Raw genomic sequence first — 22,888 nt, forward strand, 5'->3', positions numbered from 1 at the left:
GTCAACAACGGCTCTGGACTTGGTCAAGGCCCATCGCTCCCACCGGCTCTGACACGATGACGGGTATGCCGCACACGACCCCGCCGCTCGACAAGGCCACCATCGGTCTCGCCACCGCCTTCCTGGCTTCAGGTGCCACCCATCTGGTGCGGCCGCGGACGTTCGAAGGGATGGTGCCCAAGGCGCTGCCGCGTCGTCGTGAGCTCGTCTACGTAAGTGGCGTCGCCGAGATCGTGTGCGCCCTCGGACTGCTCCACCCGCGCACTCGCAAGGTTGCCGGCCTGGCCAGTGCCGCCCTGCTCGTCGGGGTGTTTCCGGCCAATGTGCAGATGAGCGCTGACCAGGCAAAGCGGGCCCAGCGCAAGGGCGACACCGGCTCCAAGGCGTTCTTCGCGGGGACAGTGGCGCGTCTGCCGTTGCAGTGGCCGCTCATCCGCACCGCCCTGCGCGCCAGCGGTCGGCTCCGCTGACCAGAAGGCGACGCGAGCCGGCAGCGTTCGGCGAGCGGACGGCATACCCGCCGAATTGCCGGACCCAACCAGCGTCAGTAGAGGCCGGTCGAGTAGGTCTCGCCGTAGTACTTCTCCAGCTCCACCACACTGTCCAGCGGACGCTCGGTGAGGTGAGCAATGTTGGCCCGTGACGGCACTGCCCCCGGCTGCCACGTGTCGGGGTGCCACAGCTTGCTGCGCATGAACGCCTTGGCGCAGTGCCCGAAGATCTCGTCGATCTCGACGACCAGCGCAAGCACGGGCCGGTGCCCCTTGACGACCATCTCGTCGAACCACGGCGCGTCCGCCACGAAGGTGCGCGCGGCCGTTGATCCGCAAGGTGTCGCCGCGACCGGGGATGACGAAGAGCAGCCCGACGTGCGGGTTCACGAGCACGTTGCGGTAGCCGTCGGCGCGACGGTTGCCCTTGCGCTCCGGGATGGCGATGGTCGTGTCGTCGATGACGTGGACGAACCCGGCCGGGTCGCCCTTGGGCGAGGCGTCGCACGAACCGTCCGGCGCCGACGTCGACACGACGCAGAACGGCGATGCGGCCAGCCACTGCCGGTCGATCTCCAACAGCGAGGTCCGCACCTTGTCGCGGGCAGCGTCGGTGGGCTCGCCGAGCAGGTTGGTGAGTTCGGCGTCCGACGAGATGCGATGGTCGGTCCTGTGGTCGGTGCGTTCGTCGATGCTCATGGTGTCCACTCCAGGTCGGCTTCGGTCAGGGCGTCGTCGAGCATCCGGAGAGCCTTGGGCCCCATGCCGTGCAGCTCCCCGACATCAGCCCGCCGCCACTCGCTCAACTCTTCGAGGGTCGTGATCGACGCACCGGTCAGCGCCCGCGATGCCGGATTGCTCGTGTGCGGGATCGCTGTACCCATGGTGGCGAGGGTATCGGCCATGCGCTTCCGGTAGGCCGCCTCCAACGCCTCGAGGTCCGCGCGGTAGTCCGCGATCCGACAGCCCAAACCGTTGCGCTTGACGAGGATTCCTTCGTCGGCCCAGTGCGGGCGGGCCTGCGCGAGCAGGGGCGCTGGCAGGTCGCCCGCCGCGTTGGTGATCCGCCACCACGTCAGCCCCTCGCTGTGGTGGCGCATGAACGACCCCACCTGGCGCGGCCCGATCCCCACCATCTTGCCCAGGTCGCCATAGCTGACCACCCGACCCCGTGGCACCAGCTCCACGAGGGTGAGCACCCGCTCGATGGTCAGTTCGCTCGCCACGACGCCCAGCCTAGGGTGGAGTCATGACGCAGACTGCCGCGCCGACGCTGGGGAAGCACCCCGACTTCCTGCGCTACTGGGCCTCGCGTGCGGTCACGATGATCGGGTCATCGGTCACGGCTGTGGCTCTCCCGGTCCTCATCTACCAGCTCACCGGATCGCCGGCCCTGACCTCGGCCCTCATGGCGACGAGCACCCTGTCGATGGCGTTCTTCGGACTCGTGGGTGGCGTGCTCGGCGATCGCTTCGACCGCCGCCGCATCATGATCGGCGCCGACCTCATGTGCGCCTTCGCCATCGGTTCACTGGTCGTGGCTCACCTTGCCGGTGTCCTCACCCTTCCTCACGTGTATGCCGCCGCCTTCGCCTCTGCGTCTGCGGCCGTCCTCTTCGACGGGTCCAGTGCCGGTGCCTTGCCTTCGCTCGTCGGTCGGGAACGCCTGCCGGACGCCAACGCGCGGATCTGGGGAACGCAGGGCGTCCTCGACGTCGCCACTCCGGCCGTCGTGGGCCTGGCGCTCGCGATCTGGTCGCCCGCGACGTTGCTGGTTGTCGACGTTCTCTCGTTCCTGGGGAGCGTGCTGCTGGTGCGGGCGATCCGTACCGCCATGAACGGTCAGCGCGACCGGTCCGCCCCAGTCACCGCTCGTGTCCTGTGGGCCGACCTCGTCGAGGGGGTCTCCTTCCTGCGTCGCCACCCGACCCTGTGGCCGCTCGCGATGGTCGCTGTCTTCGGCGCCGGGTCGGCCGCCGCGCTCCTCGGTCTGGTCGTGCCCTGGGCCGACCGGGTGCTCGGGGTCGGCACGAGCGGGTGGCGGTTCGGGCTCCTCTTCGGCAGTTGGGCGGCCGGGGCGTTCGTGGCCTCTTTCCTCATGCCGCGACTCAGCCGACGGTTCGGCGCCATTCGCCTGGGGCAGTTCCTCTTCCCGGCCATGACCGTGCTCCTGGTCGTGCTGAGCCGGTTGGACCGCTACGGCTTCGCGCTCGGCGTCTATCTTGTCTACGCGGTGCTGCACGTCCTCGTCATCTCGGCCACCGTCACCTATCGGATGCAGGTCATCCCCGAACGCCTGCTGTCCCGGGTCAGCACCGCATCACGCACGATCTCGTGGGGCGGGGGAGCGACCATCGGTGTGCTCGTGTCGGGGCAGGTGGCCTCACACCTCGGGGTTCCTGATGCCCTCGTCGTCGTGGCCCTGGCCAACGGCTGCGCGGCCGCCCTCATGTGGGTTCCCGCCCTGCGCCGCGCGGCCCCCACGGCGAGGTACGCCGAGGCCGACTGAAGCCGAGTTCCAGCGGGGTTGTGCCCCGGGACGCAGCGGAGGACAGTGGGCAGTGACGACGCGCCGGACAGGCCTTCGTCGCCAGGCCCGTCCACTGCGCCGCCCCGGAAAGTCACTCCACCGAGGAGGTCAGAATGACGACAGCCCGAGACATCATGCACGCAGGCACGCAGTGCATCACCGAGGACCAGACACTCAACGAAGCGGCCATGATGATGCGCGACATGGGAGTCGGTTCCCTGCCGATCTGCGGCAAGGACCAGAAGCTCCACGGCATCATCACCGACCGCGACATCGTCATCAAGTGTGTCGCCGAGGGCAAGGACCCGACCACGTGCACCGCAGGTGAGCTCGCCCAAGGGAGAGTCACCTGGGTCGACGCCGACACCGACATGATGACGGTCGTGGACACGATGGGCCAGCAGCAGATCAAGCGCATGCCCGTCATGTCCGACCACAAGCTCGTCGGCATGATCAGCGAGTCCGACCTCGCGAAGCACCTGGACGAGAAGCAGCTCAGCACCTTCGTCGAGGAGGTGTTCGCCAGGTCGTGACCAGCGAGTGGTCACACAGCGGGTTCGGAAGGCGCGGATGGTTCCGCGCCTTCTGGACGGGCACCCACGGCGAGCTACGCGGAATCCGAGTGAACGGCATACCCAACCGTCGTTATCCTTGGCGAGTTCCCACCCCCTGAACTTATGGAGTCTCCCCGTGGCCATGCGCATGTCGTCGCTGTTCCTGCGAACCCTGCGCGAGGACCCGGCCGACGCCGAGCTGCCGGGCCACCGTCTCCTCGTGCGCGCCGGGTATGTCCGTCGCGCCGCCCCCGGCATCTACACGTGGCTGCCGCTCGGGCTTCGGGTCCTGCGCAAGGTCGAGGCGATCGTGCGCGAGGAGATGGACGCCATCGGGGCGCAGGAGCTGACCTTCCCGGCGCTGCTGCCGCGCGAGCCCTACGAGGCGACGAACCGCTGGACGGAGTACGGCGACAACATCTTCCGGCTCAAGGACCGCAAGGGCGTCGACTACCTGCTCGGGCCGACGCACGAGGAGATGTTCACCCTCGCCGTCAAGGACATGTACAGCTCCTACAAGGACCTGCCGCTCAGCCTCTACCAGATCCAGAACAAGTACCGCGACGAGGCGCGTCCGCGTGCAGGGCTCCTGCGCGGGCGCGAGTTCGTCATGAAGGACTCCTACTCCTTCGACGTGAGCGACGCTGGACTGGAGGCGTCCTACCAGGCGCACCGCGCGGCCTACATCAAGATCTTCGACCGGCTCGGGTTCGAGTACGTCATTGTCAAGGCGCAGTCCGGTGCCATGGGCGGCTCGGCGAGCGAGGAGTTCCTCGCCGTGAGCGCGATCGGCGAGGACACGTTCGTGCGCAACGACGCCGGCACGTATGCCGCGAATGTCGAGGCCGTCGTCGTGCCCAATGCAGACGCAGTGGCGCCCGACGTTGTGGCTTCGACGTCAGCCGCGCACGTCGAGGACACCCCCGACACCCCGACGATCGAGACGCTCGTGGCCTCGCTCAACGCGAACCACCCGCGCCAGGACGGCCGCGCGTGGACGCCCGCCGACACCCTCAAGAACGTCCTCGTCGTGCTCGTCCACCCGGACGGCAGCCGGGAGCCGCTCGCCATCGGCGTGCCCGGTGACCGCGAGGTCGACCCCAAGCGGCTCGAGGCCCAGGTCTCGCCCGCAGAGGTGGAAGCCTTTGACGAGAAGGACTTTGCCGCCCACCCCGAGCTGGCCAAGGGATACATCGGGCCGGGGGTGCTCGGTGAGGAGCGCGCGTCGGGCATCCGCTACGTCCTCGACCCGTCGATCGCGCAGGGGTCCGCGTGGGTCACCGGCGCCGACGAGCACGGCAAGCACGTCCTCGACCTCGTCCACGGCCGTGACTTCACCGCAGACGGCACGATCCAGGCCGCCGAGGTGCGCGAGGGCGACCCGAGCCCCGACGGGCAGGGCGTCCTGCACACCGCCCGAGGCATCGAGATGGGCCACATCTTCCAGCTCGGCCGCAAGTTCGCCGAAGCGCTCGACCTCAAGGTGCTCGACGAGAACGGCAAGCTCGTCACCGTGACGATGGGGTCCTATGGGGTAGGTGTGTCCCGTGCAGTGGCCGCCATCGCCGAGGACACCCTCGACGAGATCGGGTTGTGCTGGCCGCGCGCCGTCACGCCCGCCGACGTCCACGTCGTCGCCACGGGCAAGAACCGGGACCGCGACGCTGACGTCTTCGCCAAGGCCGACGAGATCACTGCTTCGCTCGAGGCACAGGGACTTTCGGTGCTCTATGACGACCGCGAGAAGGTCAGCCCCGGGGTGAAGTTCAAGGACTCCGAGCTCATTGGCATCCCCACGATCGTCGTCGTCGGCAAGTCCCTCGAGAACGGTGTCATCGAGATCAAGGACCGTCGCTCAGGCGAGCGTCGCGAGGTCGCTGTCGACTCCGTCATCGACGAGGTGCTGGCCGAGGTGCGCGGGGACCAGGCGTGAACCGCCCGCTCGAGGCTGTCATCTTCGACTGGGGCGGCACGCTCACCCCGTGGCACGACGTCGACCTGCCCGAGCAGTGGCGCGTCTTTGCCCGTGAGGTGCACGGCATCCCCGTGGACTCTCCAGAGGTGAGCGAGGCCGACCTCGAGCAGGCCCAGGAGCTCGCCGACAAGATCCTCGCGGCCGAGGACAAAGCCTGGAAGCGCGGGCGTGAGGACCACTCGAGCGCCAGTCTCGAGCAGATCCTCGACGCTGCCGGCGTCGATGCCGAGCACGACCGACACCATCTGGCCCTCGCGGCATACCAAGGGTTCTGGGAGCCGCACACGCTCACCGACCCGCAGGTCCGGCCGCTCTGGGAGGGCCTGCACGAACGCGGGCTGCGCGTTGGCGTGCTCTCCAACACGATCTGGTCGCGGGAGTACCACCGCGAGATCTTCGAGCGCGATGGCGTCCTCGACCTCATCGACGCCGATGTCTACTCGTCCGAGCTCGACCATGTGAAGCCGCATCCGGAGGCGTTCCGGGCGGCCTGCGCGGCTGTGGGTGTCGAGCCCGAAGCCGCGGCCTATGTCGGAGACCGCATCTTTGAGGACGTCCACGGACCCCAGCGGATCGGTATGCGCGCCATCTGGATCCCGCACAGCGACATCCCTGCCGCTCAGCGCGTGGACGTCACCGCGGTGCCCGATGCCCGCGCCCACGAACTGCTCGACATCCTCGACATCGTCGACGGCTGGCGCGGGTGAACGATCCGGAACTGACGACCCTGGCCCTCATGGGCCTCGCGGGGTTCGTCGCCGGATGGATTGACGCGGTGGTGGGTGGGGGTGGCCTCATCCAGATCCCTGCCCTGCTCCTGGGCTTCCCGGGGGCCACGCCCGCGCAGGTGCTCGCCACCAACAAGATCGGCTCGATCGCGGGCACAGTGGCGAGCGCGACGACGTACTGGCGGCGGGTGAAACCTGACCTACGGACCGCCATCCCGATGGCCGTCATCGCCTACTTCGGGGCCATCGGCGGAGCGCTCATCGGCCTGCACATCCCCAAGTCGGCGTTCAACCCGATCATCCTCGTGATGCTGGTCGCGGTGGGCGCCTACACCCTCTTCAAGCCAACCCTCGGCACACAGACGGCGCTGCGGTGGGACGGCACTCGGCACACGCTGACGGCGATGCTCGTGGGGTTCACCATCGGCATGTATGACGGCGCGCTCGGACCGGGCACGGGCTCGTTCCTCGTGTTCGCGCTCGTCGGCCTCATGGGCTACGCGTTCCTCGAGGCGAGCGCCAAGGCCAAGATCGCGAACTTCGCCACCAACCTGGGAGCCTTGACGGTCTTCGTGCCGGGCGGTCACGTCATGTGGAAGGTGGGTGCGGTCATGGCCATGGCCAACCTCCTGGGCGGCTATGTTGGCGCTCGTACTGCAGTCGCTCGGGGAAGTGGATTCGTCCGCGTCATCTTCGTCCTCGTGGTCGCTGCCTTCACGATCCGCATTGGAGGGCAGGTACTCGGTGTCTGGTGAACAGCGTTGCGTCGAGGACCTTTTGGGCCGTCTGGAGGCCCTTGTGGCCAGCGTGGCACCGCGCCGCGCGGTCCTGGGGATTGCGGGCCCCCCGGGATCCGGCAAAACGACCTTGGTGACGCGGTTGCTCACTGCTGTGGCGGCATACCCGGCGTTGGCCGGTCGTGTCGCGCACGTGCCGATGGACGGTTTCCACCTCACCAACCTCGAGCTGGACTCCTTGGGTCGCCGAGACCGCAAGGGAGCGCCGGACACCTTCAATGCGATGGCGTATGCCGGTGTGCTGGCTTCCGTGCGCTCGTTGCCTCGCGCTGTGGTCACGGCACCGAGCTTCGACCACGTGGTGGGGGAGCCGGTTGCTGACTCTGTCGTGGTGCCGGTCGCGGCGGATCTCGTGGTGACAGAGGGGAACTACCTGGTGCTGGGGTCGGGTGACTGGGTGGGCCTGCCCGCGATGCTCGACGAGGTGTGGTGGTGCGCACTCGACGGTGACGTGCGGGTGGAGCGGCTCGTCACGCGCCACGTCGAGACCGGCCGCGAGGTGGCCGATGCCACCGAGTGGGTGTTGCGTTCCGACGAGGACAACGCGCAGGCGGTCGAGGGCGGAGCCGAGCGGGCGGACGTCGTGCTGCTCGATGGCGTGGTTGTGAGCGAGAGCGACCGATGACACGAGTGCTCCTGCTCGGTGGGACGGCGGAGGCGCGGGCACTGGCTGCGGCGCTGGCCGAGGCTGGTGTCGACGTGGTGTCGTCGCTGGCGGGTCGGGTGTCGAAACCGCGGATGCCCGTCGGTGCCGTGCGCGTCGGTGGGTTCGGTGGCGTGGATGGTCTTGCGGCTGCGCTGGTCGAGGGCGGCTACACGCACCTCGTGGACGCAACGCATCCCTTTGCCGTCCGGATGACGGCGAACGCCGGTGCTGCCTCGGCGGTTGCGCGCGTGCCATGCCTGCGTCTGGCGCGGCCCGGGTGGAGTGAGCAGCCCGACGCGGGTGCGTGGCATTGGGTCGATGACTACGACGCTGGGCGTGCTCTGGCCGAGCAACTCGGGGCGGAGCGGCCGTTCATCACGACCGGTCGCCAGACGCTGGAGCACTACGCGTCGTGGACCGATCGGGACGTCCTGCTGCGCGTGGTCGAGCCGCTGGATGAGGACCCGCCGGAGCGCTGGACCGTGCTGCTGGACCGTGGCCCGTTCGATGTGGCTGACGAGCGGGCACTCATGAGCCAGCACCAGGTCGATGCGCTGCTCACCAAGGATTCCGGTGGCACCTACACGGCGGGCAAGCTCGCCGCTGCGGCCGAGCTCGGCGTGACTGTCATCATCGTCCGGCGGCCGCAGGTGCCCGCTGGAGTCACCGCGGTCAGCTCCATCGACGAAGTCCTCACCTGGCTCACCTGACGACTTCGTGCCCCGCACGGACACGATCGTCGGCCGAAGGCCTCTGTCTTGTGTCCGTGCGGGGCACGAAGTCGGTTCAGCGCCGGTGGGCGATGCCTCGCGCGCTGACCACCGCCACGAGCGCCGCGGTCGAGAGTCGGCGCAGGTGTTCGGTGGCGCGGGGGATGTCGGCGACGGTGACTGCAGGTCCATCGCCCAGGTGGCCGCGGTTCTCGTCGACGCCGTCGTAGTGGTTCGTGCCCCCGAGCCGGACACCCAGGGCCGTCGCCCATGAGGCCTCGACCGGACCGGCGTTGGGGCTGGGGTGGGCGGGGGCGTCACGGCGTACGACCCGGATGACCTCTGCGGCACGACCAGGACCCACGAGGGCGGCGTTCATGGCGACGGTGGCGCGGGCGGGAAGCCAGTTGGCCACGTCATCGAGGCGGGCTGCGGCCCAACCGAACTCGCGATAGCGCTCGTTGCGGTGACCCCACATTGCGTCGAGCGTGTTGATCGCGCGATAGCCGAGGAGGCCCGGCACTCCCGCGACGGCGCCCCAGAACAGCGGAGCCACGACGGCATCGGCGGAGTTCTCGGCGATGCTCTCGACGCAGGCTCGGGCGATGCCGACACCGTCGAGGCCGCTCGGATCACGGCCCACGAGGTTGCGGATGCGGGTGCGGGCTCCGGCGAGGTCGTCGGCGGCGAGCAGGGTGGTGATCGCCTCGCCCTCGCGATCCAGGGACCTGACACCGAGAACGGCCCACGTGGCGATCGTCGCGACGGCGACGCGCGCGACAGGCGGGAGCCTTCGCTCGAGCAGTCCGAGGCCGACCGTCGTCGTGACGAGGGCGCCCACGGCCAGGGCGCCCCTCGAGCGGCTCGGCGCGTGCAGCGTCCTCTCAACGCGGGCTGCGACCTGCCCGAAACCGGCGACGGGGTGGAATCGGCGCGGATCACCCAGCGCGCGATCGGCCAGGAATCCGAGGACGAGACCCACGGTCACCGGGTCCGGGTGCCGCTTCACGGCTTGCGGAGGGGGAGGAGGTGGCCAGCGGCCACAAGGAAAACCCGCTCACTGGCCCGGGCGATGTCCTGGTTGAGCCGTCCGAGCTCGTCCGCGAAGATCCGGCCGGACCGGTGCTCGGACACGACGCCCCAACCGACTTCGTTCGTCACAGCGACGACGTCATGTGGGCACCGTGACCACGCCAGGACGACGGAGGCGGTTCGCTCGTGGAGCGCGTCCTGCCACTCCTCACGCGGTGCCTCCCAGGCCTCGAGTTCGTCCAGGACTGCCGTGAGCCAGGTGCCGAGGCAGTCCACGAGGGCCGGACCGGTCAGTGCATCGAGCGCAGTGGCGAGGTCCCGAGTCTCCACGGTGTGCCACGAGGGCGGGCGACGGCTGCGGTGCGTGGCGATGCGATCGGCCCAGTCCGCATCGTCGGCGCAGGGGCCGGTGGCGACGTAGGTGATCGGCACGCCCGGCGAGTGCAGAGCAGCGGCGTCGGCCACGAACTTCTCGGCGATGACGGACTTGCCGGACCGGACCCCACCTGTGACGAGGGTTCGCACCGTCACCACCTCCCTGAGCTGAGGACGACCAGAATCACAGCGAGAGCCACCTCGATGGCGGCCCCCATGATGTCGCCAGTCACTCCACCGAAGACGCGGCGACACGTCCGGAGGAGTAGTCCCACTGCAACGGCGGCCAGGACGACCGCGACGACTCCCGCTGCAGGTCTCAGGCCAGTGGCAGCGGCGGTCGCCGACAACAGCCCCATGACGACGAGACCGCCGAGGCCCGACACCCACGTCGGGACGGAACCCGCGACGACGGCACCGAGCCCGCTCGGGCGAGCGGACGGCATACCCGCTCGGCAGGTCAACAACACCGATGTGCGCGAGGCGACCACGGCGGCACCGGCGACCAGCCACCCCTGCGGGCGGTCGACGATGGCGGTGAGCGCGGCCACCTGGACGAGGAGAACGAAGATCAGGGCAGCCACACCCATCGGGCCGACGTCACCGCGACGCATGACTTCGAGCGCCCGCTCACGGGTCCAGCCGGCGCCGAGCCCGTCAACCGTGTCGGCCAGCCCGTCGAGGTGCATGCCGCGCGTTCCTGCCGCGACGGCAGCGATCGCGAGAGTGGCCGTGAGCAGGGCCGGAAGCGATGCCAGATGTCCGAGCACGGCGACCCCACTGACCGCGACCGCGATGGGCAGCGCGGCGACTGGCGCCAGGGCCATCGCCCACCGGGCGTGCCCGCGCGTGGGGTCTGCGATCTCGCCGACGGGTACGACGGTGAGCGTTCCGACGGCAAGCCTGAGTCCAGCAACGCTGTCCTGCACGGTAATTCAGGCTTCCAGGGCGGACACGACGCGTCCGATGACGGTGATGGCCGGGGGAGTGAGGTCCTGCGCGTCGGCGATGGCGGCGATGTCCTCGAGGGTTCCACGCGCGGATCGCTGGCTCGGCATGGCGCCGTCGGCGATGCAGGCCGCAGGCGTTGAGGGGTCCATGCCGTGTTCGATGAGCGTCTCGGAGATCTCGGCCAGCGCGGCCACGCCCATGAGGATCACGATGGTGAGGCCGCATCGGGCGAGGGCAGCCCAGTCGGCTTCGTTGCGTTCGTCCTTGGGGCCGACGTGCCCAGAGACGACGACGAATCCCTGGGTCAGCCCGCGGTGGGTGAGCGGGATGCCGGCGAGGGCCGGGACGGCGATGGCCGACGAGACACCCGGAACGACATCGACGGGTATGCCGCGCGCGGCGCAGGCGTTCCATTCCTCACCTCCGCGCCCGAAGACATAGTTGTCGCCGCCCTTGAGGCGGACGACGTACTTGCCGGCGAGGGCGTGCTCGACGAGGAGCGCGTTGATCGACTCCTGCGGGGTGAAGGCGCCGCGTGGGATCTTGCCGACGTGGATGACCTCGACGTCCGAGCGTGCCTCCGAGAGGACCGACAGGGGCGCAAGGCGATCGCAGACGAGCACGTCGGCCTCACGGACCGCCCGAAGTCCGCCGACGGTGAGCAGGTCCACCGATCCGGGGCCGCCGCCGACGAGGGTGACCCGCCCCGTGCCCGGCGAACCGTCATTTTCGGGGGAGCCGGGTGAGCCTGCCACGGGGACTGTGAGCGGGTCGCGCAGGACGACGTCGAAGTCCTGTGGCAAGGCGTGGGCATCGACGGTGACGAGCCGACGGCCGCTGAGGTCGTCGAGCGCTGCCCGGGTGGTGGCTTCGATGAGGTCGGTCGCCGCCACGGTGACGACCGCGCCCTGGTCGGTGAGTGCGTGCACGGTCTCGGCGATGCGAGGTCCTGGCGTGGTGATGAGCACCGAGGGGGATGCGCCTGTGGGAATGGTGAGGTTCATGCAGTGCGCCCCTCGGAGGTGAGCAGGATGGCCAGCTCGCGGAGCATGCCGTCGATGGTCTGGGGGTCGCGCACGGCGATGCGTACCCACTGGGGGCCGAGACCCGGGAAGGTGTCACCCCGCCGCAGGGCATAGCCGCGCGCCCGCATCTCTTCACGGACTCCCTCGCCGACGTCGACGAGGACGAACGATGTCTGCGACTCGATCGGGCTCAGGCCGAGGTCGCGGAGGCCGGCGAGCAGGTGCTCCCGCCAGCGGGTCGTGTCAGCGGCGGCGGCTGCGGCCTCGGTGAGGGCTGGTGCCGTGGTGGTCGCCTCCATGACGGTGGCGGCCAGGGTGCTCACCGACCAGTGCGGTTGCTGGAGCGCCAGGGCGGCGATGACGGACGGTGAGCCGACGGCATACCCGGCTCGTAGGCCTGCCAGGCCCCAGGTCTTGGTGAGCGACCGGAGAACGAGGACACCCTCCATCTCACCCGAAATGAGTGAATCAGCCTCTCCCGCAATGGTGTCCATGAAGGCTTCGTCGATGACGAGGAGTCGCCCGGGCCGACGCAGAGGCTCGAGCGCGCCTCGTGGGTGAAGGACTCCGGTGGGGTTGGTGGGGTTGCCGATGACGACGAGATCGGCGTCCTCGGGCACGAGTTCGGGCAGGAGGGCGAAGCCGTTGGCAGCGTCGAGGACGACCCGATCAGGGGAGATCCCTGCGCGTCGTAGCGCTGCCTCGGGTTCGGTGAACTGGGGGTGCACGATCGCCGGGCGGGTGGCGCGAGTCATGCGCGCCAGCAGGACGAAGGCCTCCGCTGCCCCGCTCGTCGGGAGAACCATGTCCTCGTCGACTCCGTGCCGGCGCGCGATGGCGCGCCGTGCGTTGCGGACATCCGGGTATGCCGCGAGCTCACCAACGCTGTCGCGGAGGCTCTGTGCCAACCACGGAGGAGGGGTCGAGAGGCGTACGTTGACCGCGAGATCGACCAGCGCAGGGTCGGTCTCGGAGTCGCCGTGGTGCTCGAGAGGGTCGACGATCTCGGGCTCGGCCTGTTGGGAGGGGATGGTCGTGACGTTGGGGAGGCTTGTGCGGGAGAGAGATTCGCCTCGGTGGACGGCCTTGGCGAAGCTCACGGCCAGTTCCGGGTGTCCGGCCCAGTGGGTGTGCAGATAGGACGCGTGCACGGTCGGCGAACCCGTCCCGGCAGGGTCGAGCGACCACCCTTCGGGGGCGCCGTCGAGCAGCCAGGCGGCGTTGTCGCCACGGCTCGGCGTCGTCTGCGTGCGGTGGAACTCGTGGCCGCGAACGCGGGTGCCCGCAGGACCGAGCAGGGTGTCATCGGGCGCGATGGCGGTGACGTAGCGGAGCGTGAGCTGTGGGTGCATCGCTGCGGTCGTCGGGACCGCACCAACAAGACCGTGCCCGTCGACGGCCTGCGAGAGGTAGAGCAGACCGGCGCACTCGGCCACGGTCGGGACTCCGGAGAGGACCGCGTCACGCACCTCGGCGAGAAGGCGTCGGTTGGTCGACAGCGCGGCGGCGTGCATCTCGGGGAAGCCACCACCGAGATAGATGCCCTGAGTGCCCGCCGGGAGCGCTGTGTCCAGAGCCGGGTCGAACGTCACCGGCTCGCAGCCGAGGGCACGCAACTGTTCCTCGGTCTCGGCGTAGCGGAACGTGAACGCCCGACCTCCCGCGATGGCCACGCGCCGGGGTGCGTGCTTCGAGAGTGCTTCGCACGTGACCGGAGTCCAGGCCGGAGTGTCGAAATCCGGTGCGGCAGAGGCGATCTCGACGAGCGCATCGAGGTCGATGTATTCGGAGGTCTGCTCCGCGAGTCGGTCGAGTGCGGCCGCGGCCTCTGGCCGCTCGGCGGCCGGGACCAGTCCGAGGTGCCGCGACGGCGCACTGACGCCCGCATCCCGCGGCAGCACTCCCAACACCGGTGTGCCCAGCTGCTCGACGCTGCGTCGCACCTCGTCGGCGTGCCGGGTGGAACCGGCCTTGTTGAGGATGACGCCAGCGACGTGGACCTGAGGATCGAAGCCGCGCAGGCCGTGCACGACGGCCGCGACCGTCCGGGCCGCCGACGAGATGTCGATGACGACGACAACGGGGCTGCTGGTCAGCGTCGCGAGGTGCGCGGTCGACGCCCATCCATCGCTTCCGAGGCGCCCGTCGAAGAGCCCCATGACGCCCTCGATGACGGTGACGTCGGAGGGTGCCGGGTTCTGGGCGCCGTGGACCAGCAGCGGCAGGATGCGGTCCTCGCCCTGCAACCAGGGGTCCAGGTTGCGGCCGGGACGTCCGGTCGCCAGCGCGTGGTAGCCGGGGTCGATGAAGTCCGGGCCCACCTTGGCACCGGCCACGACCCGTCCGGCGCGCGTGAGGGCGGCCATGACACCGACAGCAACCGTCGTCTTGCCCTGACCCGATGCGGCGGCCGCGATGACGAGCCGCGGGAGCTTCACCACTCGATGCCCTTCTGTCCCTTCTGTCCCTGCTCGAAGGGGTGCTTGACCTGGGTCATCTCGGTGACGACGTCGGCGATCTCGACGAGGCTCGGGTGGGGGTCGCGTCCGGTGATGACGACGTGCTGGAAGCCCGTCCGGGACGAAAGCACCGACACGACCTCGTCGACGTCGACCCAGCCCCACTTGAGGACATAGGTGAACTCGTCGAGGACATAGAGCCCGTGCGTCTGTGCCTCGATGCGCCGACGGATCTCGGCCCAGCCCTCCTGCGCGGCGGCCGCGTGGTCTTCCTCGGACCCAGCCTTGCGCGACCAGGACCAGCCCGAGCCCATCTTGTGCCACTCGATCGGGCCACCCTCGCCGGTCTCCTCGTGGAGCCGGTTCAGCGCCTCGAGGGCGGTCTGCTCACCGATGCGCCACTTCGCCGACTTCACGAACTGGAAGACGCCGATCGACCAGCCCTGGCTCCACCCGCGGAGCGCCAGCCCGAACGCGGCCGTCGACTTCCCCTTGCCCTTGCCGCCGTGGATGAGGAGGAGCGGGCGGTTGCGGCGCTGCCGCGTCGTGAGTCCGTCGGCCGCCTCGACCGGAACCTGTCCCTGCACCATCAGGCAGCCCGCCCGCCGCGACCAGCTCGCCACTCGTCACGTGCCGACGTCACCGACTCGACAATCGCTCCTGCGGCGACCTCGCCGAGGGGGACGTGGGTCGCACCCATGCGCGTGGCGAGGTCAGCGGCCAGCCCGAGCCTGAATCGCCCTGTCTCGCAGTCGATCACGACTGATTGGTGTCCCGTGCGTCCCCACGCGTCGGCGATGGTCCACGACCGCTCCAGCGCGTCTGGTCCGGCAGTCGCACGGCCGTCCGTGACGACGACGAGCAGGGGACGACGCTTGGGGTCGCGCAACTTCTCTCGCGCCAGCACCTTGGTCGCCATGAGCAGGCCCTCGGCCAGAGGCGTGCGACCGCCGTGGGCCAGGTTGGTGAGGGACCGGGCGGCCGCATCGACCGACGACGTCGGATGGAGAGCCACCTCAGCACCGTGTCCACGGAACGTCACGAGCCCCACCCGGTCCCGCCGCTGGTAGGCATCGAGCAGCAGTGACAGCACCGCCGTCTTGACCTCCTCCATGCGGCGACGCGCGCCCATGGATCCGGACGCATCGACCGCGAGGAGGACGAGATTCGACTCCTGGCCCTGGGTGACCGCCGTGCGGAGGTCTCCGGGCAGCAGGACAAGCCGTCCGTATGCCGTCCCGCGCGTTCCGCGGTGGCGCGCGGCCTCGGTGATGGTCGCCGGGAGATGAAGCCGGCCGGATCTGCTCGTCGTCGAACCGATGGTGTGGCCGGTGGCGGTGAGGGCGCGGCTGCGGCGACCTGACTCGCCCGTGCCGACCCCGGTGAGGGTGAAGGCCCGAGCCCGGAACGGCGTCCCTGCCGCCGCGACACCGGCCGGAACCACGGCCGGTGTCTCCCTGTCGGGGGTGGGGTTCGCGGAGTCGTCACGGGACTCGGGTGTCTGTGGGGTGTCGTCCGCCGCGCGCGACGGCTCAGGCTCGCGGGACCCTGCGTCCTGCTGCTGGTCCTGCGTGGTTTTCGGGGGAACTCCCGGGTTGGTCACGGGGTCAGAGTCAGAGGCAGGCGCAGTGTCATCCGCGTCGTCGGGTCGGCTGTCGGGGTCATGGTCGTCGTCGGGGCCGGGATCGTTGGGTTCGTCACCGAGGAGGCGGTCGAGGAGGTCCTCGTCGAGGCCGGGCGCATCGAACGGGTTGCGCCGGCGGCGGTGCGGCAGAGCGAAGATCGCTGCCGCCCGGATGTCCTCACGCGTCACCGATACGCGGCCGTGCCACGCCGCGTGCGCGATCGCGGCCCGGGCGGTGACGATGTCGGCGCGCATTCCGTCGACCTCGAATCCGGCGCACACCCGGGCGATCGTCGCCAGCGACCGGTCGCTCAGCTCCACGCGGTCGACAGCGATCCGCGCGGCGGTGACATGGTCGGCCAAGTCGCGCTGCGCGGCGGCATACCCGGCAGCGAAGCCGACCGGATCGGCATCGAAGGCGAGCCGACGGCGAACGACCTCGGCACGCAACAGCGGGTCGCGCGAAGCCGCAACCTCCACGGTCAGGCCGAAGCGGTCGAGGAGCTGCGGGCGGAGTTCGCCCTCCTCGGGGTTCATCGTGCCGACGAGGACGAGCCGCGCGGCATGGCTCACGGAGACGCCGTCGCGCTCGACCGTGTTGCGCCCCATGGCGGCGGCGTCGAGCAGGAGATCGACGAGGTGGTCGTGAAGGAGGTTGACCTCGTCGACGTAGAGGATTCCGCGGTGCGCATCCGCCAAGAGTCCCGGCTGGAAGGCCGCCTCACCCGAGCCGAGCGCCTTGCCGAGGTCGAGCGATCCGATGACGCGGTCCTCGGTCGCGCCCACCGGCAGCTCGACGAGGCGGGCCGGCCGAGAAGTCGTCGCAGTGGCAGCGGTGTGAGGACCATCCGGGCACGTGGGATCCGGCCGCACGGGATCGCAGGCGAAACGGCAGCCTTCAAGGACGTCGTGCGGCGGAAGGAGGTCGACCAGTCCGCGGACGATCGTCGACTTCGCGGTCCCCTTCTCGCCGCGCACGAGCACGCCGCCGATGGCGGGGGAGACGGTGGTGAGGATGAGGGCGAGGGAGAGGTCGTCGGCGCCGACGACCGCGGTGAAGGGGTAGTGCGTCACGCGAGGTATCTCCTTGAGGCGAGTGACCACGCTCGCCTGAGTGCCGGCACGCGTCGGGTGCCCGACACGAGAGTCCCCGGCGACGTCCTGGCTTTCCCGACGGGTCGGGATCACAGTGGCGGGACCGCTCCGGAGTTGCACCGGTATTCCTCGCGGGGGACCGGCGCCATCATGGCACGGCGGCGCGGGCGGGCGCCCGGTGTGTCTACAGTGAGCGCCGTGATCGACGTCGTCGGGGTGCCCGCCGAGGGGCTCGAGGCCCTTCCGCCCGCCCATCAGCAGCGCATTGCCGCTGCTCGCACTCTCGTCGGGTCGCCTCGCCTGCTCGATCTGGCGCCGGTGGTGGACGGGCAGCTCCGCCGCTCGTGGCCCTCGCCGATGCTGCCTTCGATGGAGAGCTTCCTGGGGGAAATTGGTGTGGACGGCGTGGTGGTGCTGGCCACGGGTGACCCGCTTGTGTCCGGTGTGGGGTCAACCCTCATCCGCGTCCTGGGGGCTGACCGGGTGCGTGTCCACCCGGCTGTGTCGTCGGTCGCGCTGGCGCGTGCCCGCATGGGTTGGCCGAGCGAGTCAACTGAAGTTGTCTCTCTCGTTTCACGCAGTGTGTATGCCGTCCGCCGGCACCTTGCGCCGGGCGCTCGGGTCGTGGCTCTTTCGGCGAGTGGAGACACTCCGGTGGGGCTCGCCCGGGCCCTTGTCGAGTTGGGTCTGGGGGACACGGCCATGAGCGTGCTCGGCGATCTCGGCGCCGTTGAGGAGAGCCGGTTCGACTGTGCGGCAGCGGAACTCGCGGATGGAAGGGCTCCGGGTCCGGACGGCATACCGGCTCTCAACGTCGTGGCCCTCGAGGTGCCCGCGACTGCGATCCTGTGGGGGTCTTCGCCGGGACTGCCCGAGGAGGCATTCGCCCATGACGGCCAGATCAGCAAGCGCGAGGTTCGCGCCCTGGTCATTGCTGCTCTTCGACCGATGGCCGGCCAGCGGCTGTGGGACCTCGGCGCGGGCTCGGGATCCGTGTCGGTCGAATGGTGCCTGGCCGCCCCGCGCACGACCGCAGTCGCCGTGGAGCGTGACGCGGTGCGTTCTGCACGCGTGGGGAAGAACGCCGAGACGTTCGGAGTGCCCATCTCCGTGACCACTGGTGACTCGATCGATGTTGTCGACCAACTGCCCTCTCCTGATGCGGTGTTCATCGGTGGAGGGGCGACTGCTGACCTGATCGGTGCTGCTTGGGAGGCACTTCGCCCGGGTGGCCGACTCGTCGTCCACTGCGTCACGCTCGACACCGAGGCACTGGTCGTCGCGGCGCAGGGTCGGCTCGGCGGGGACCTGCGGCGCGTGAGCATCGAACGCGCGGAAGCGCTCGGGCGACACCTCTCGTGGACTCCGGCGCGACCGATCGTCCAGTGGTCCGCCACCAAGCCGCATGCCGCCACCCGACAGCAGGGAACCTCGTGACCGTTCACTTCATCGGTGCAGGCCCCGGGGCTGCCGACTTGCTCACACTGCGCGCTGTCCGGCTGCTCAATGAGGCGCCCGTGTGCCTCTACGCCGGGACCTACCTCGACGCTGAGGTGCTGTCGCACTGCCCCGAGAATGCCGAGCTCATCGACACCCAGCGAATCGATCTCGACACCATCACCGCCCACCTCGTGGCGGCACATGAAGCGGGCAAGGACGTGGCTCGGCTCTGCTCCGGCGATCCGTCGATCTATTCAGCAATCGCCGAGCAGACCCGCCGGCTCGATCGCGCGGGTGTCCCGTGGGATGTGACTCCGGGCGTGCCCGCCTATGCCGCCACGGCCGCAGCCATCGGACGTGAGCTCACCGTCCCCGAGGTCGCGCAGACCGTGGTCCTGACCCGGGCGCAGCGCGATTCGACGTCCCTGCCGCCCGGGGAACAGCTCGCAACCTACGCCGCGACGAAGGCGACCCTGGTCCTGCACCTGGCCATCCGGCACACCCGTCGTCTGGCAGCGGAGCTGGCGGAGCACTATGGCGCGAACTGCCCTGTCGTCGTGGGCTCCCAGGTCACCCAGCCCGACGAACTCATCCTGCGCGGCACCCTCGCCGACATCGCCGACCAGGTGGAGGCGGCTGGGTTGCGGCAGGCTGCGGTGATCATCGTCGGGTGGGCGCTGGAGGCGGAGGACTTCGTCGAGAGCCATCTCTACGGCACCCGCATCCGCAACCGACCCTGACCCCGGGGCATTTCGACTTCGTGCCCCATACGGGCAACTCGCTGGCGCTCGTTGTCCGTTTGGGGCACGAAGTCGGGGGTGGGTCGTTGTCCGTTTGGGGCACGAAGTCGGGGGTGGGTCGCGTCCGTTGGGGGCACGAAGTCGAGGCTCAGTCGACCCAGCGCGGTGTCCACACCCGTCCGGTCGAAGTGACCTTGGTGCTCGAGGCGCCGATGACGACCAGGCAGCTCATGTCGACCGACTCGGGATCCAGCTCACCGAGGGTGGTGACGTGCAGGTCCTCACCGGCGCGCCCGACGTTGCGGGCGACGACGACGACACGCTCGGGCGGCGCCACCTGGCGCACCGCATCGAGTGCCTCACCGAGCTGGTGGGGGCGACTGCGAGAGCGCGGGTTGTAGAGCGCGACCGCGAGGTCCGACCGCACGGCCGAGGTCAGCCGCTCGAGCAGCACATCCCACGGCTTCAGCCGGTCCGAGAGCGAGATGAGCGCGTGGTCAGCACCCAGCAGGGCGCCAGCGAGTGCACTCGCCGCGTGGGCGGCCGTGATGCCGGGGATGACGCGGATCGGGACGTCGGCGAATCGCGCGTCGTCCACCTGGGCCGCCTCACTCGCCTCGAACACTGCAGCAGCCATGCCGAACACGCCGGCGTCACCACCGGAGACGACCGCGACGTCGTCGCCCTTGAGGGCGAGCTCGAGGGCGTGGCGGCCACGATCCACCTCAACGGTGTTGCCCGTCGCATGTCGGGTGAGACCGGGACGTTGCGGCACGCGGGCCACGTAGGGTGCATAGCCGATGACGTGCTGGACCCGGCTCACAACATCGCTCGCCTCAGGGCTGAGCCACTTGTCGGGTCCCGGTCCGAGGCCCACCACGTGGACCGTGCCGACGTTGAGTTCCGTTGTGGCAGAGCCACTTTCGCGTATGCCGTGTGCCGCGGCACGTCCGGCCGCGTCGGCTCGCAGGTCCTCACCGGGCACGATGACAATCGACATGTAGGGCACCGTCTGCGGGTCGACCTCGCTCACGGGGACGACTCGCTGCCCGGCGCGGCTCGCGTGCTCGACATAGACGGCTCGGTCGAGGAGCCCGGCCTGGTGGAGGGCCTCGCGGACGCCTTCGAAGGTGCGGCCGAGCTTCATGATCACGGCTGCGTCGGTGTCGGCGAGGCGACGGGCGAGTTCCGGCACGGGCAGGGTGCCGGGGAGCACGGTGACGGTGTCCTCGTGACGGGACAGACCGGAACCCACGGCTGCTGTGGCTGCCGCCATCGCCGTGATGCCCGGGACGACCTCGGTCGGGAACTCGTCGCGCAGGAGATCGTGGACGTACATGAACGACCCGTAGAAGAGCGGGTCGCCCTCGGCCAGGCAGACGATGCTGCGACCTGCCGCGAGGTGCGCGCGGAAGCGCTCGGCGCACTCGTCGTAGAAGTCGGCAAGGGCGCCGTAGTAGCCACCCGGGTGGTCGGTGGTGCCAGTCGTCACGGGGTAGACGAGGGGTTCCTCGATGACGCCGTCCCGGAGGTGGTCTGCAGCAATGCTGCGCGCGGTCGACTCGCGATGGGCCGCCCGGTGGTAGGCGACGACGTCAGCGGAGGCGATGAGTGAGGCGGCGCGCAGGGTGATGAGGCCGGGGTCGCCGGGGCCGACGCCGACGCCGTAGAGGTGGCCGGGTTGTGCGGTGGAGACGTTGGCGGTCACGCGAGCTCGTCCTCAGTGGCGAGGGCGTTGAGGGCGGCTGCGGCCATGGCCGACCCGCCGCGTCGACCGTGGACGACGAGCCATGGGACCTGGGTGCCGTCGTCCAGCAGGTGCTCGGCGAGGGCCATCTTGGACTCGGCGGACCCGACGAAGCCGACGGGCAGCCCGACGATCGCGGCCGGTCGCGGACCGCCATCGAGAATGATTTCGAGCAGGTGGAACAGGGCGGTCGGGGCGTTGCCGATGGCCACGACGGCGCCTTCGAGGCGATCACCCCAGAGGGAGACGGCGGTGGCGGCCCGGGTCGTGTCCCAGGCGGCAGCGAGGGCGGGCACGCGCTCGTCACGCAGGGTGCAGATGACCTCGTTGTCGGCGGGGAGACGCCGACGGGTGACTCCGGACGCGAGCATCTGCGAGTCGGTGATGATCGCCGCGCCCTCAGCGAGTGCCGTGCGAGCGGCGCGAACGACGTCGGGGTGAGCGGCAATGTGAGCGGTGATGTCGACGTCACCGGACGCGTGGATGATCCGGGTTGCCACGGTGTGCAGGTCGCTCGGCAGGGACGACAGGTCGCTCTCAGCGCGGATCATCGCGAAGGAGCGGCGATAGATCTCCTGACCGTCGGTGACGTAGTCGTAGCGACGGGTGGGCGCTGCGTGCTCGCTCACTGTTCTCCTCGAATGGCTGCGGTGGCTGGGGTGGTCAAAGCCGAAACCACGTCGTCGACGGTTGGCGGTGCGACGAGGACTCTGTTGGATATCCCTGTGCCACACCGCCGTTCGCACCCAACGACGTGGACGTCCTGTGTGGCCGTCAGCCGTTGGGACACCACCGTCTCGGCCGCGGATCGCGCGAGGTCGAGGGTGGGGACCGTCGTGCGTCGGCACGACGGGGCGCCGACACAGGCAGAGAGTCTGGCCCACGGCCCTTCGGGCTCTGTCACCAGCCCCGCAGAACGCAACGACTCGACGCGAGGGGCTCCGCCCCGGACCACGACCGAACGCCACGGCGTGATGACGACCTCGTCGGCCACGTGGGCCAACGCCTCCACGTGCTCGAGGGTGAGCATCCCGAGAGGAACCCCAGCCACCACGGCGTCGCCAACCACTCCCGGCGCGAGAGGCCGAGCAACCACGGGCCGACGTGTTGCCCCATCGCGCGGGTCCCGGCGCGGCGCGCCTTCATCGTGAGGCGCGCGATGGGGCAATAGGTCGGAGGGGTTGGGCAGGTCGCGGACGTTCCACGCACCCTCCGGGGCGAACTCGACGAAGCGCAGCGCCACCTCGATCATCGCGGTCACGGCGTCCTCGGGCTTCACCGGTGCTCCGCCGTCACCCACGAGCAGCGTGCCGGACTTCCGCGAGTGCCGTTGGTAGGCCACGTCCCAACGCTCGGAGAGCACCGAGCCCGAGGCGTCAGAGAAGGCGAAGAGGAATCGACCCGGCAGTGAGGCCAACCGGGGCTCAGCCATCAGAGCGGCGTCGAACGAGTCCACGAGGTCGTCCAGGTCGCGTGCCAGGGGCGCCGCGAGGATGTTGCGCACCCGCTCGTGCGATGCCGAGGGCAACAGCCCGGTGGCCTCCACCGCCTCGATCAACGCCAGCGACAGTGGATCGGGCAGGGCCCTGACCTGCAGGTTTCCCCGCGAGGTCAGCTGGACCACCGGCGCTCCGTTCGCGCCGGCGATCTCGACCACCTCGCGCAGGACGGACGTCGCAAGGCGACCACCCGGCATACGCAATCGCACGAGCGCACCGTCCTCCGCGATGAACGGGCGCAGCAGGCCCGGGCAGCGGTCGAGGGCTGGGCGTTCGGACACGGCGGTCACAGTAGCCGCATGGCCGGTTAGGCTGCCCACGGCTGCGAATTGACGGAACCCGGTGAAACTCCGGGACGGTCCCGCCACTGTGAGTCCCGCCGCGAGGTGTGGGTGAGTCAGGAACGTCGTCGCAGCTGGCTCGACGGAACCGTCGGGTCCAGCCGTCACGGGGCGAGGAAACCCCGGAAG

At 69.8% G+C, this 22,888-nt stretch carries 22 protein-coding genes, 1 pseudogene and 2 riboswitches; of the genes and pseudogenes, 10 read left to right on the forward strand and 13 right to left on the reverse strand.

Going from position 1 to position 22,888, the window contains the following annotated elements; all coding sequences use genetic code 11:
- Positions 1-65: 65 nt before the first annotated feature.
- The gene (locus tag ACFQRE_RS09250) at positions 66-470 is read left to right on the forward strand and encodes a DoxX family protein (protein ID WP_380121404.1); all 405 of its coding nucleotides are present in this window, start codon (positions 66-68) and stop codon (positions 468-470) included.
- Between the two features lie 74 nt (positions 471-544).
- Here ACFQRE_RS09250 and ACFQRE_RS09255 read toward each other — a convergent pair whose 3' ends face one another.
- From ACFQRE_RS09255 to ACFQRE_RS09265, 3 genes and pseudogenes are all read right to left on the reverse strand, one after another.
- The gene (locus ACFQRE_RS09255) at positions 545-802 is read right to left on the reverse strand and encodes a hypothetical protein (protein ID WP_380121406.1); all 258 of its coding nucleotides are present in this window, start codon (positions 800-802) and stop codon (positions 545-547) included.
- Positions 803-860: 58 nt separating this feature from the next.
- Positions 861-1,190, reverse strand: a pseudogene (locus tag ACFQRE_RS09260) (pyridoxamine 5'-phosphate oxidase family protein); the annotation flags it as partial.
- A complete protein-coding gene (locus ACFQRE_RS09265) occupies positions 1,187-1,717 on the reverse strand; it encodes an MGMT family protein (RefSeq protein WP_380121408.1) in 531 nt (176 codons plus the stop codon). The gene ACFQRE_RS09265 and the pseudogene ACFQRE_RS09260, both read right to left, overlap by 4 nt.
- Positions 1,718-1,740: 23 nt before the next feature.
- On the opposite strand from ACFQRE_RS09265, the gene ACFQRE_RS09270 reads away from it, so the two are divergent.
- The 7 genes from ACFQRE_RS09270 (at position 1,741) to ACFQRE_RS09300 (ending at position 8,431) form a co-directional block, all read left to right on the forward strand.
- Positions 1,741-3,000 carry an MFS transporter gene (locus tag ACFQRE_RS09270; RefSeq protein WP_380121410.1) on the forward strand — a complete coding sequence of 420 codons (1,260 nt, stop codon included), beginning with the start codon at positions 1,741-1,743 and terminating at the stop codon, positions 2,998-3,000.
- A gap of 134 nt (positions 3,001-3,134) precedes the next feature.
- The gene (locus ACFQRE_RS09275; RefSeq protein ID WP_380121413.1) at positions 3,135-3,554 is read left to right on the forward strand and encodes a CBS domain-containing protein; all 420 of its coding nucleotides are present in this window, start codon (positions 3,135-3,137) and stop codon (positions 3,552-3,554) included.
- Positions 3,555-3,717: 163 nt separating this feature from the next.
- A complete protein-coding gene (locus ACFQRE_RS09280; protein ID WP_380121645.1) occupies positions 3,718-5,508 on the forward strand; it encodes a proline--tRNA ligase in 1,791 nt (596 codons plus the stop codon).
- Complete coding sequence (locus ACFQRE_RS09285; protein WP_380121416.1) at positions 5,505-6,257, forward strand: HAD family hydrolase; 753 nt, start codon at positions 5,505-5,507, stop codon at positions 6,255-6,257. Before ACFQRE_RS09280 ends, ACFQRE_RS09285 begins: the two co-directional genes overlap by 4 nt.
- Positions 6,254-7,033, forward strand: a complete 780-nt coding sequence (locus ACFQRE_RS09290) for a TSUP family transporter (RefSeq protein WP_380121418.1) — start codon at positions 6,254-6,256, stop codon at positions 7,031-7,033. Before ACFQRE_RS09285 ends, ACFQRE_RS09290 begins: the two co-directional genes overlap by 4 nt.
- Positions 6,918-7,700, forward strand: a complete 783-nt coding sequence (locus ACFQRE_RS09295; protein WP_380121420.1) for a nucleoside/nucleotide kinase family protein — start codon at positions 6,918-6,920, stop codon at positions 7,698-7,700. Before ACFQRE_RS09290 ends, ACFQRE_RS09295 begins: the two co-directional genes overlap by 116 nt.
- Positions 7,697-8,431, forward strand: coding sequence for a cobalt-precorrin-6A reductase (locus ACFQRE_RS09300; RefSeq protein WP_380121422.1), 735 nt, complete (start codon positions 7,697-7,699; stop codon positions 8,429-8,431). The genes ACFQRE_RS09295 and ACFQRE_RS09300 overlap by 4 nt, the downstream gene beginning before the upstream one ends.
- A 76-nt stretch (positions 8,432-8,507) precedes the next feature.
- Here the strand turns inward: ACFQRE_RS09300 and cbiB are convergent, their stop codons facing one another.
- The 7 genes from cbiB to ACFQRE_RS09335 are packed head-to-tail and all read right to left on the reverse strand — an operon-like array spanning position 8,508 to position 16,971.
- The gene (gene cbiB / locus ACFQRE_RS09305) at positions 8,508-9,440 is read right to left on the reverse strand and encodes an adenosylcobinamide-phosphate synthase CbiB (RefSeq protein ID WP_380121425.1); all 933 of its coding nucleotides are present in this window, start codon (positions 9,438-9,440) and stop codon (positions 8,508-8,510) included.
- On the reverse strand, positions 9,437-9,988 hold the full coding sequence (gene cobU / locus ACFQRE_RS09310; protein WP_380121427.1) for a bifunctional adenosylcobinamide kinase/adenosylcobinamide-phosphate guanylyltransferase: 552 nt from the start codon (positions 9,986-9,988) through the stop codon (positions 9,437-9,439). Before cobU ends, cbiB begins: the two co-directional genes overlap by 4 nt.
- Positions 9,989-9,990: 2 nt before the next feature.
- Positions 9,991-10,767 (reverse strand): adenosylcobinamide-GDP ribazoletransferase, encoded by a 777-nt coding sequence (locus tag ACFQRE_RS09315; protein ID WP_380121429.1) that lies wholly within the window; start codon positions 10,765-10,767, stop codon positions 9,991-9,993.
- 6 nt (positions 10,768-10,773) lie between these two features.
- A complete protein-coding gene (gene cobA / locus ACFQRE_RS09320) occupies positions 10,774-11,793 on the reverse strand; it encodes a uroporphyrinogen-III C-methyltransferase (protein ID WP_380121433.1) in 1,020 nt (339 codons plus the stop codon).
- Positions 11,790-14,255 carry a cobyrinate a,c-diamide synthase gene (locus ACFQRE_RS09325; RefSeq protein WP_380121436.1) on the reverse strand — a complete coding sequence of 822 codons (2,466 nt, stop codon included), beginning with the start codon at positions 14,253-14,255 and terminating at the stop codon, positions 11,790-11,792. Before ACFQRE_RS09325 ends, cobA begins: the two co-directional genes overlap by 4 nt.
- Entirely contained in the window at positions 14,249-14,863 is a 615-nt protein-coding gene (gene cobO, locus ACFQRE_RS09330) for a cob(I)yrinic acid a,c-diamide adenosyltransferase (RefSeq protein ID WP_380121438.1), read from the reverse strand. Before cobO ends, ACFQRE_RS09325 begins: the two co-directional genes overlap by 7 nt.
- Positions 14,863-16,971 carry a VWA domain-containing protein gene (locus ACFQRE_RS09335; RefSeq protein ID WP_380121440.1) on the reverse strand — a complete coding sequence of 703 codons (2,109 nt, stop codon included), beginning with the start codon at positions 16,969-16,971 and terminating at the stop codon, positions 14,863-14,865. Before ACFQRE_RS09335 ends, cobO begins: the two co-directional genes overlap by 1 nt.
- Positions 16,972-17,043: 72 nt before the next feature.
- Positions 17,044-17,132: riboswitch (adenosylcobalamin (AdoCbl) riboswitch) on the reverse strand.
- A 58-nt stretch (positions 17,133-17,190) separates the two neighbouring features.
- On the opposite strand from ACFQRE_RS09335, the gene cbiE reads away from it, so the two are divergent.
- Both cbiE and cobM read left to right on the forward strand, forming a co-directional pair.
- Positions 17,191-18,429, forward strand: a complete 1,239-nt coding sequence (cbiE, locus tag ACFQRE_RS09340) for a precorrin-6y C5,15-methyltransferase (decarboxylating) subunit CbiE (RefSeq protein ID WP_380121442.1) — start codon at positions 17,191-17,193, stop codon at positions 18,427-18,429.
- Entirely contained in the window at positions 18,426-19,172 is a 747-nt protein-coding gene (gene cobM, locus ACFQRE_RS09345) for a precorrin-4 C(11)-methyltransferase (protein ID WP_380121444.1), read from the forward strand. The genes cbiE and cobM overlap by 4 nt, the downstream gene beginning before the upstream one ends.
- Before the next feature lie 148 nt (positions 19,173-19,320).
- Here the strand turns inward: cobM and ACFQRE_RS09350 are convergent, their stop codons facing one another.
- The 3 genes from ACFQRE_RS09350 to ACFQRE_RS09360 are packed head-to-tail and all read right to left on the reverse strand — an operon-like array spanning position 19,321 to position 22,699.
- The gene (locus ACFQRE_RS09350) at positions 19,321-20,880 is read right to left on the reverse strand and encodes a precorrin-2 C(20)-methyltransferase (protein WP_380121447.1); all 1,560 of its coding nucleotides are present in this window, start codon (positions 20,878-20,880) and stop codon (positions 19,321-19,323) included.
- Positions 20,877-21,548, reverse strand: a complete 672-nt coding sequence (locus ACFQRE_RS09355) for a precorrin-8X methylmutase (protein ID WP_380121450.1) — start codon at positions 21,546-21,548, stop codon at positions 20,877-20,879. Before ACFQRE_RS09355 ends, ACFQRE_RS09350 begins: the two co-directional genes overlap by 4 nt.
- Positions 21,545-22,699 carry a cobalamin biosynthesis protein CobG gene (locus ACFQRE_RS09360; RefSeq protein WP_380121452.1) on the reverse strand — a complete coding sequence of 385 codons (1,155 nt, stop codon included), beginning with the start codon at positions 22,697-22,699 and terminating at the stop codon, positions 21,545-21,547. Before ACFQRE_RS09360 ends, ACFQRE_RS09355 begins: the two co-directional genes overlap by 4 nt.
- A 6-nt stretch (positions 22,700-22,705) precedes the next feature.
- Positions 22,706-22,843: riboswitch (cobalamin riboswitch) on the forward strand.
- Positions 22,844-22,888 lie beyond the last annotated feature (45 nt).

Origin of the sequence: Knoellia pratensis, from assembly GCF_042666395.1 — a bacterium.
Lineage (GTDB): Bacteria > Actinomycetota > Actinomycetes > Actinomycetales > Dermatophilaceae > Knoellia > Knoellia pratensis.

What these genes read in the sequence shown, in the direction of transcription:
- ACFQRE_RS09280 (WP_380121645.1), top strand. Translation starts at nt 3,718, where the DNA reads ATGCGCATGTCGTCGCTGTTCCTGCGAACCCTGCGCGAGGACCCGGCC.
- cobO (WP_380121438.1), bottom strand. Translation starts at nt 14,863, where the DNA reads ATGGTGCAGGGACAGGTTCCGGTCGAGGCGGCCGACGGACTCACGACG.
- ACFQRE_RS09250 (WP_380121404.1), top strand. Translation starts at nt 66, where the DNA reads ATGCCGCACACGACCCCGCCGCTCGACAAGGCCACCATCGGTCTCGCC.
- ACFQRE_RS09270 (WP_380121410.1), top strand. Translation starts at nt 1,741, where the DNA reads ATGACGCAGACTGCCGCGCCGACGCTGGGGAAGCACCCCGACTTCCTG.
- ACFQRE_RS09295 (WP_380121420.1), top strand. Translation starts at nt 6,918, where the DNA reads ATGTTGGCGCTCGTACTGCAGTCGCTCGGGGAAGTGGATTCGTCCGCG.
- ACFQRE_RS09300 (WP_380121422.1), top strand. Translation starts at nt 7,697, where the DNA reads ATGACACGAGTGCTCCTGCTCGGTGGGACGGCGGAGGCGCGGGCACTG.
- cobA (WP_380121433.1), bottom strand. Translation starts at nt 11,793, where the DNA reads ATGAACCTCACCATTCCCACAGGCGCATCCCCCTCGGTGCTCATCACC.
- ACFQRE_RS09275 (WP_380121413.1), top strand. Translation starts at nt 3,135, where the DNA reads ATGACGACAGCCCGAGACATCATGCACGCAGGCACGCAGTGCATCACC.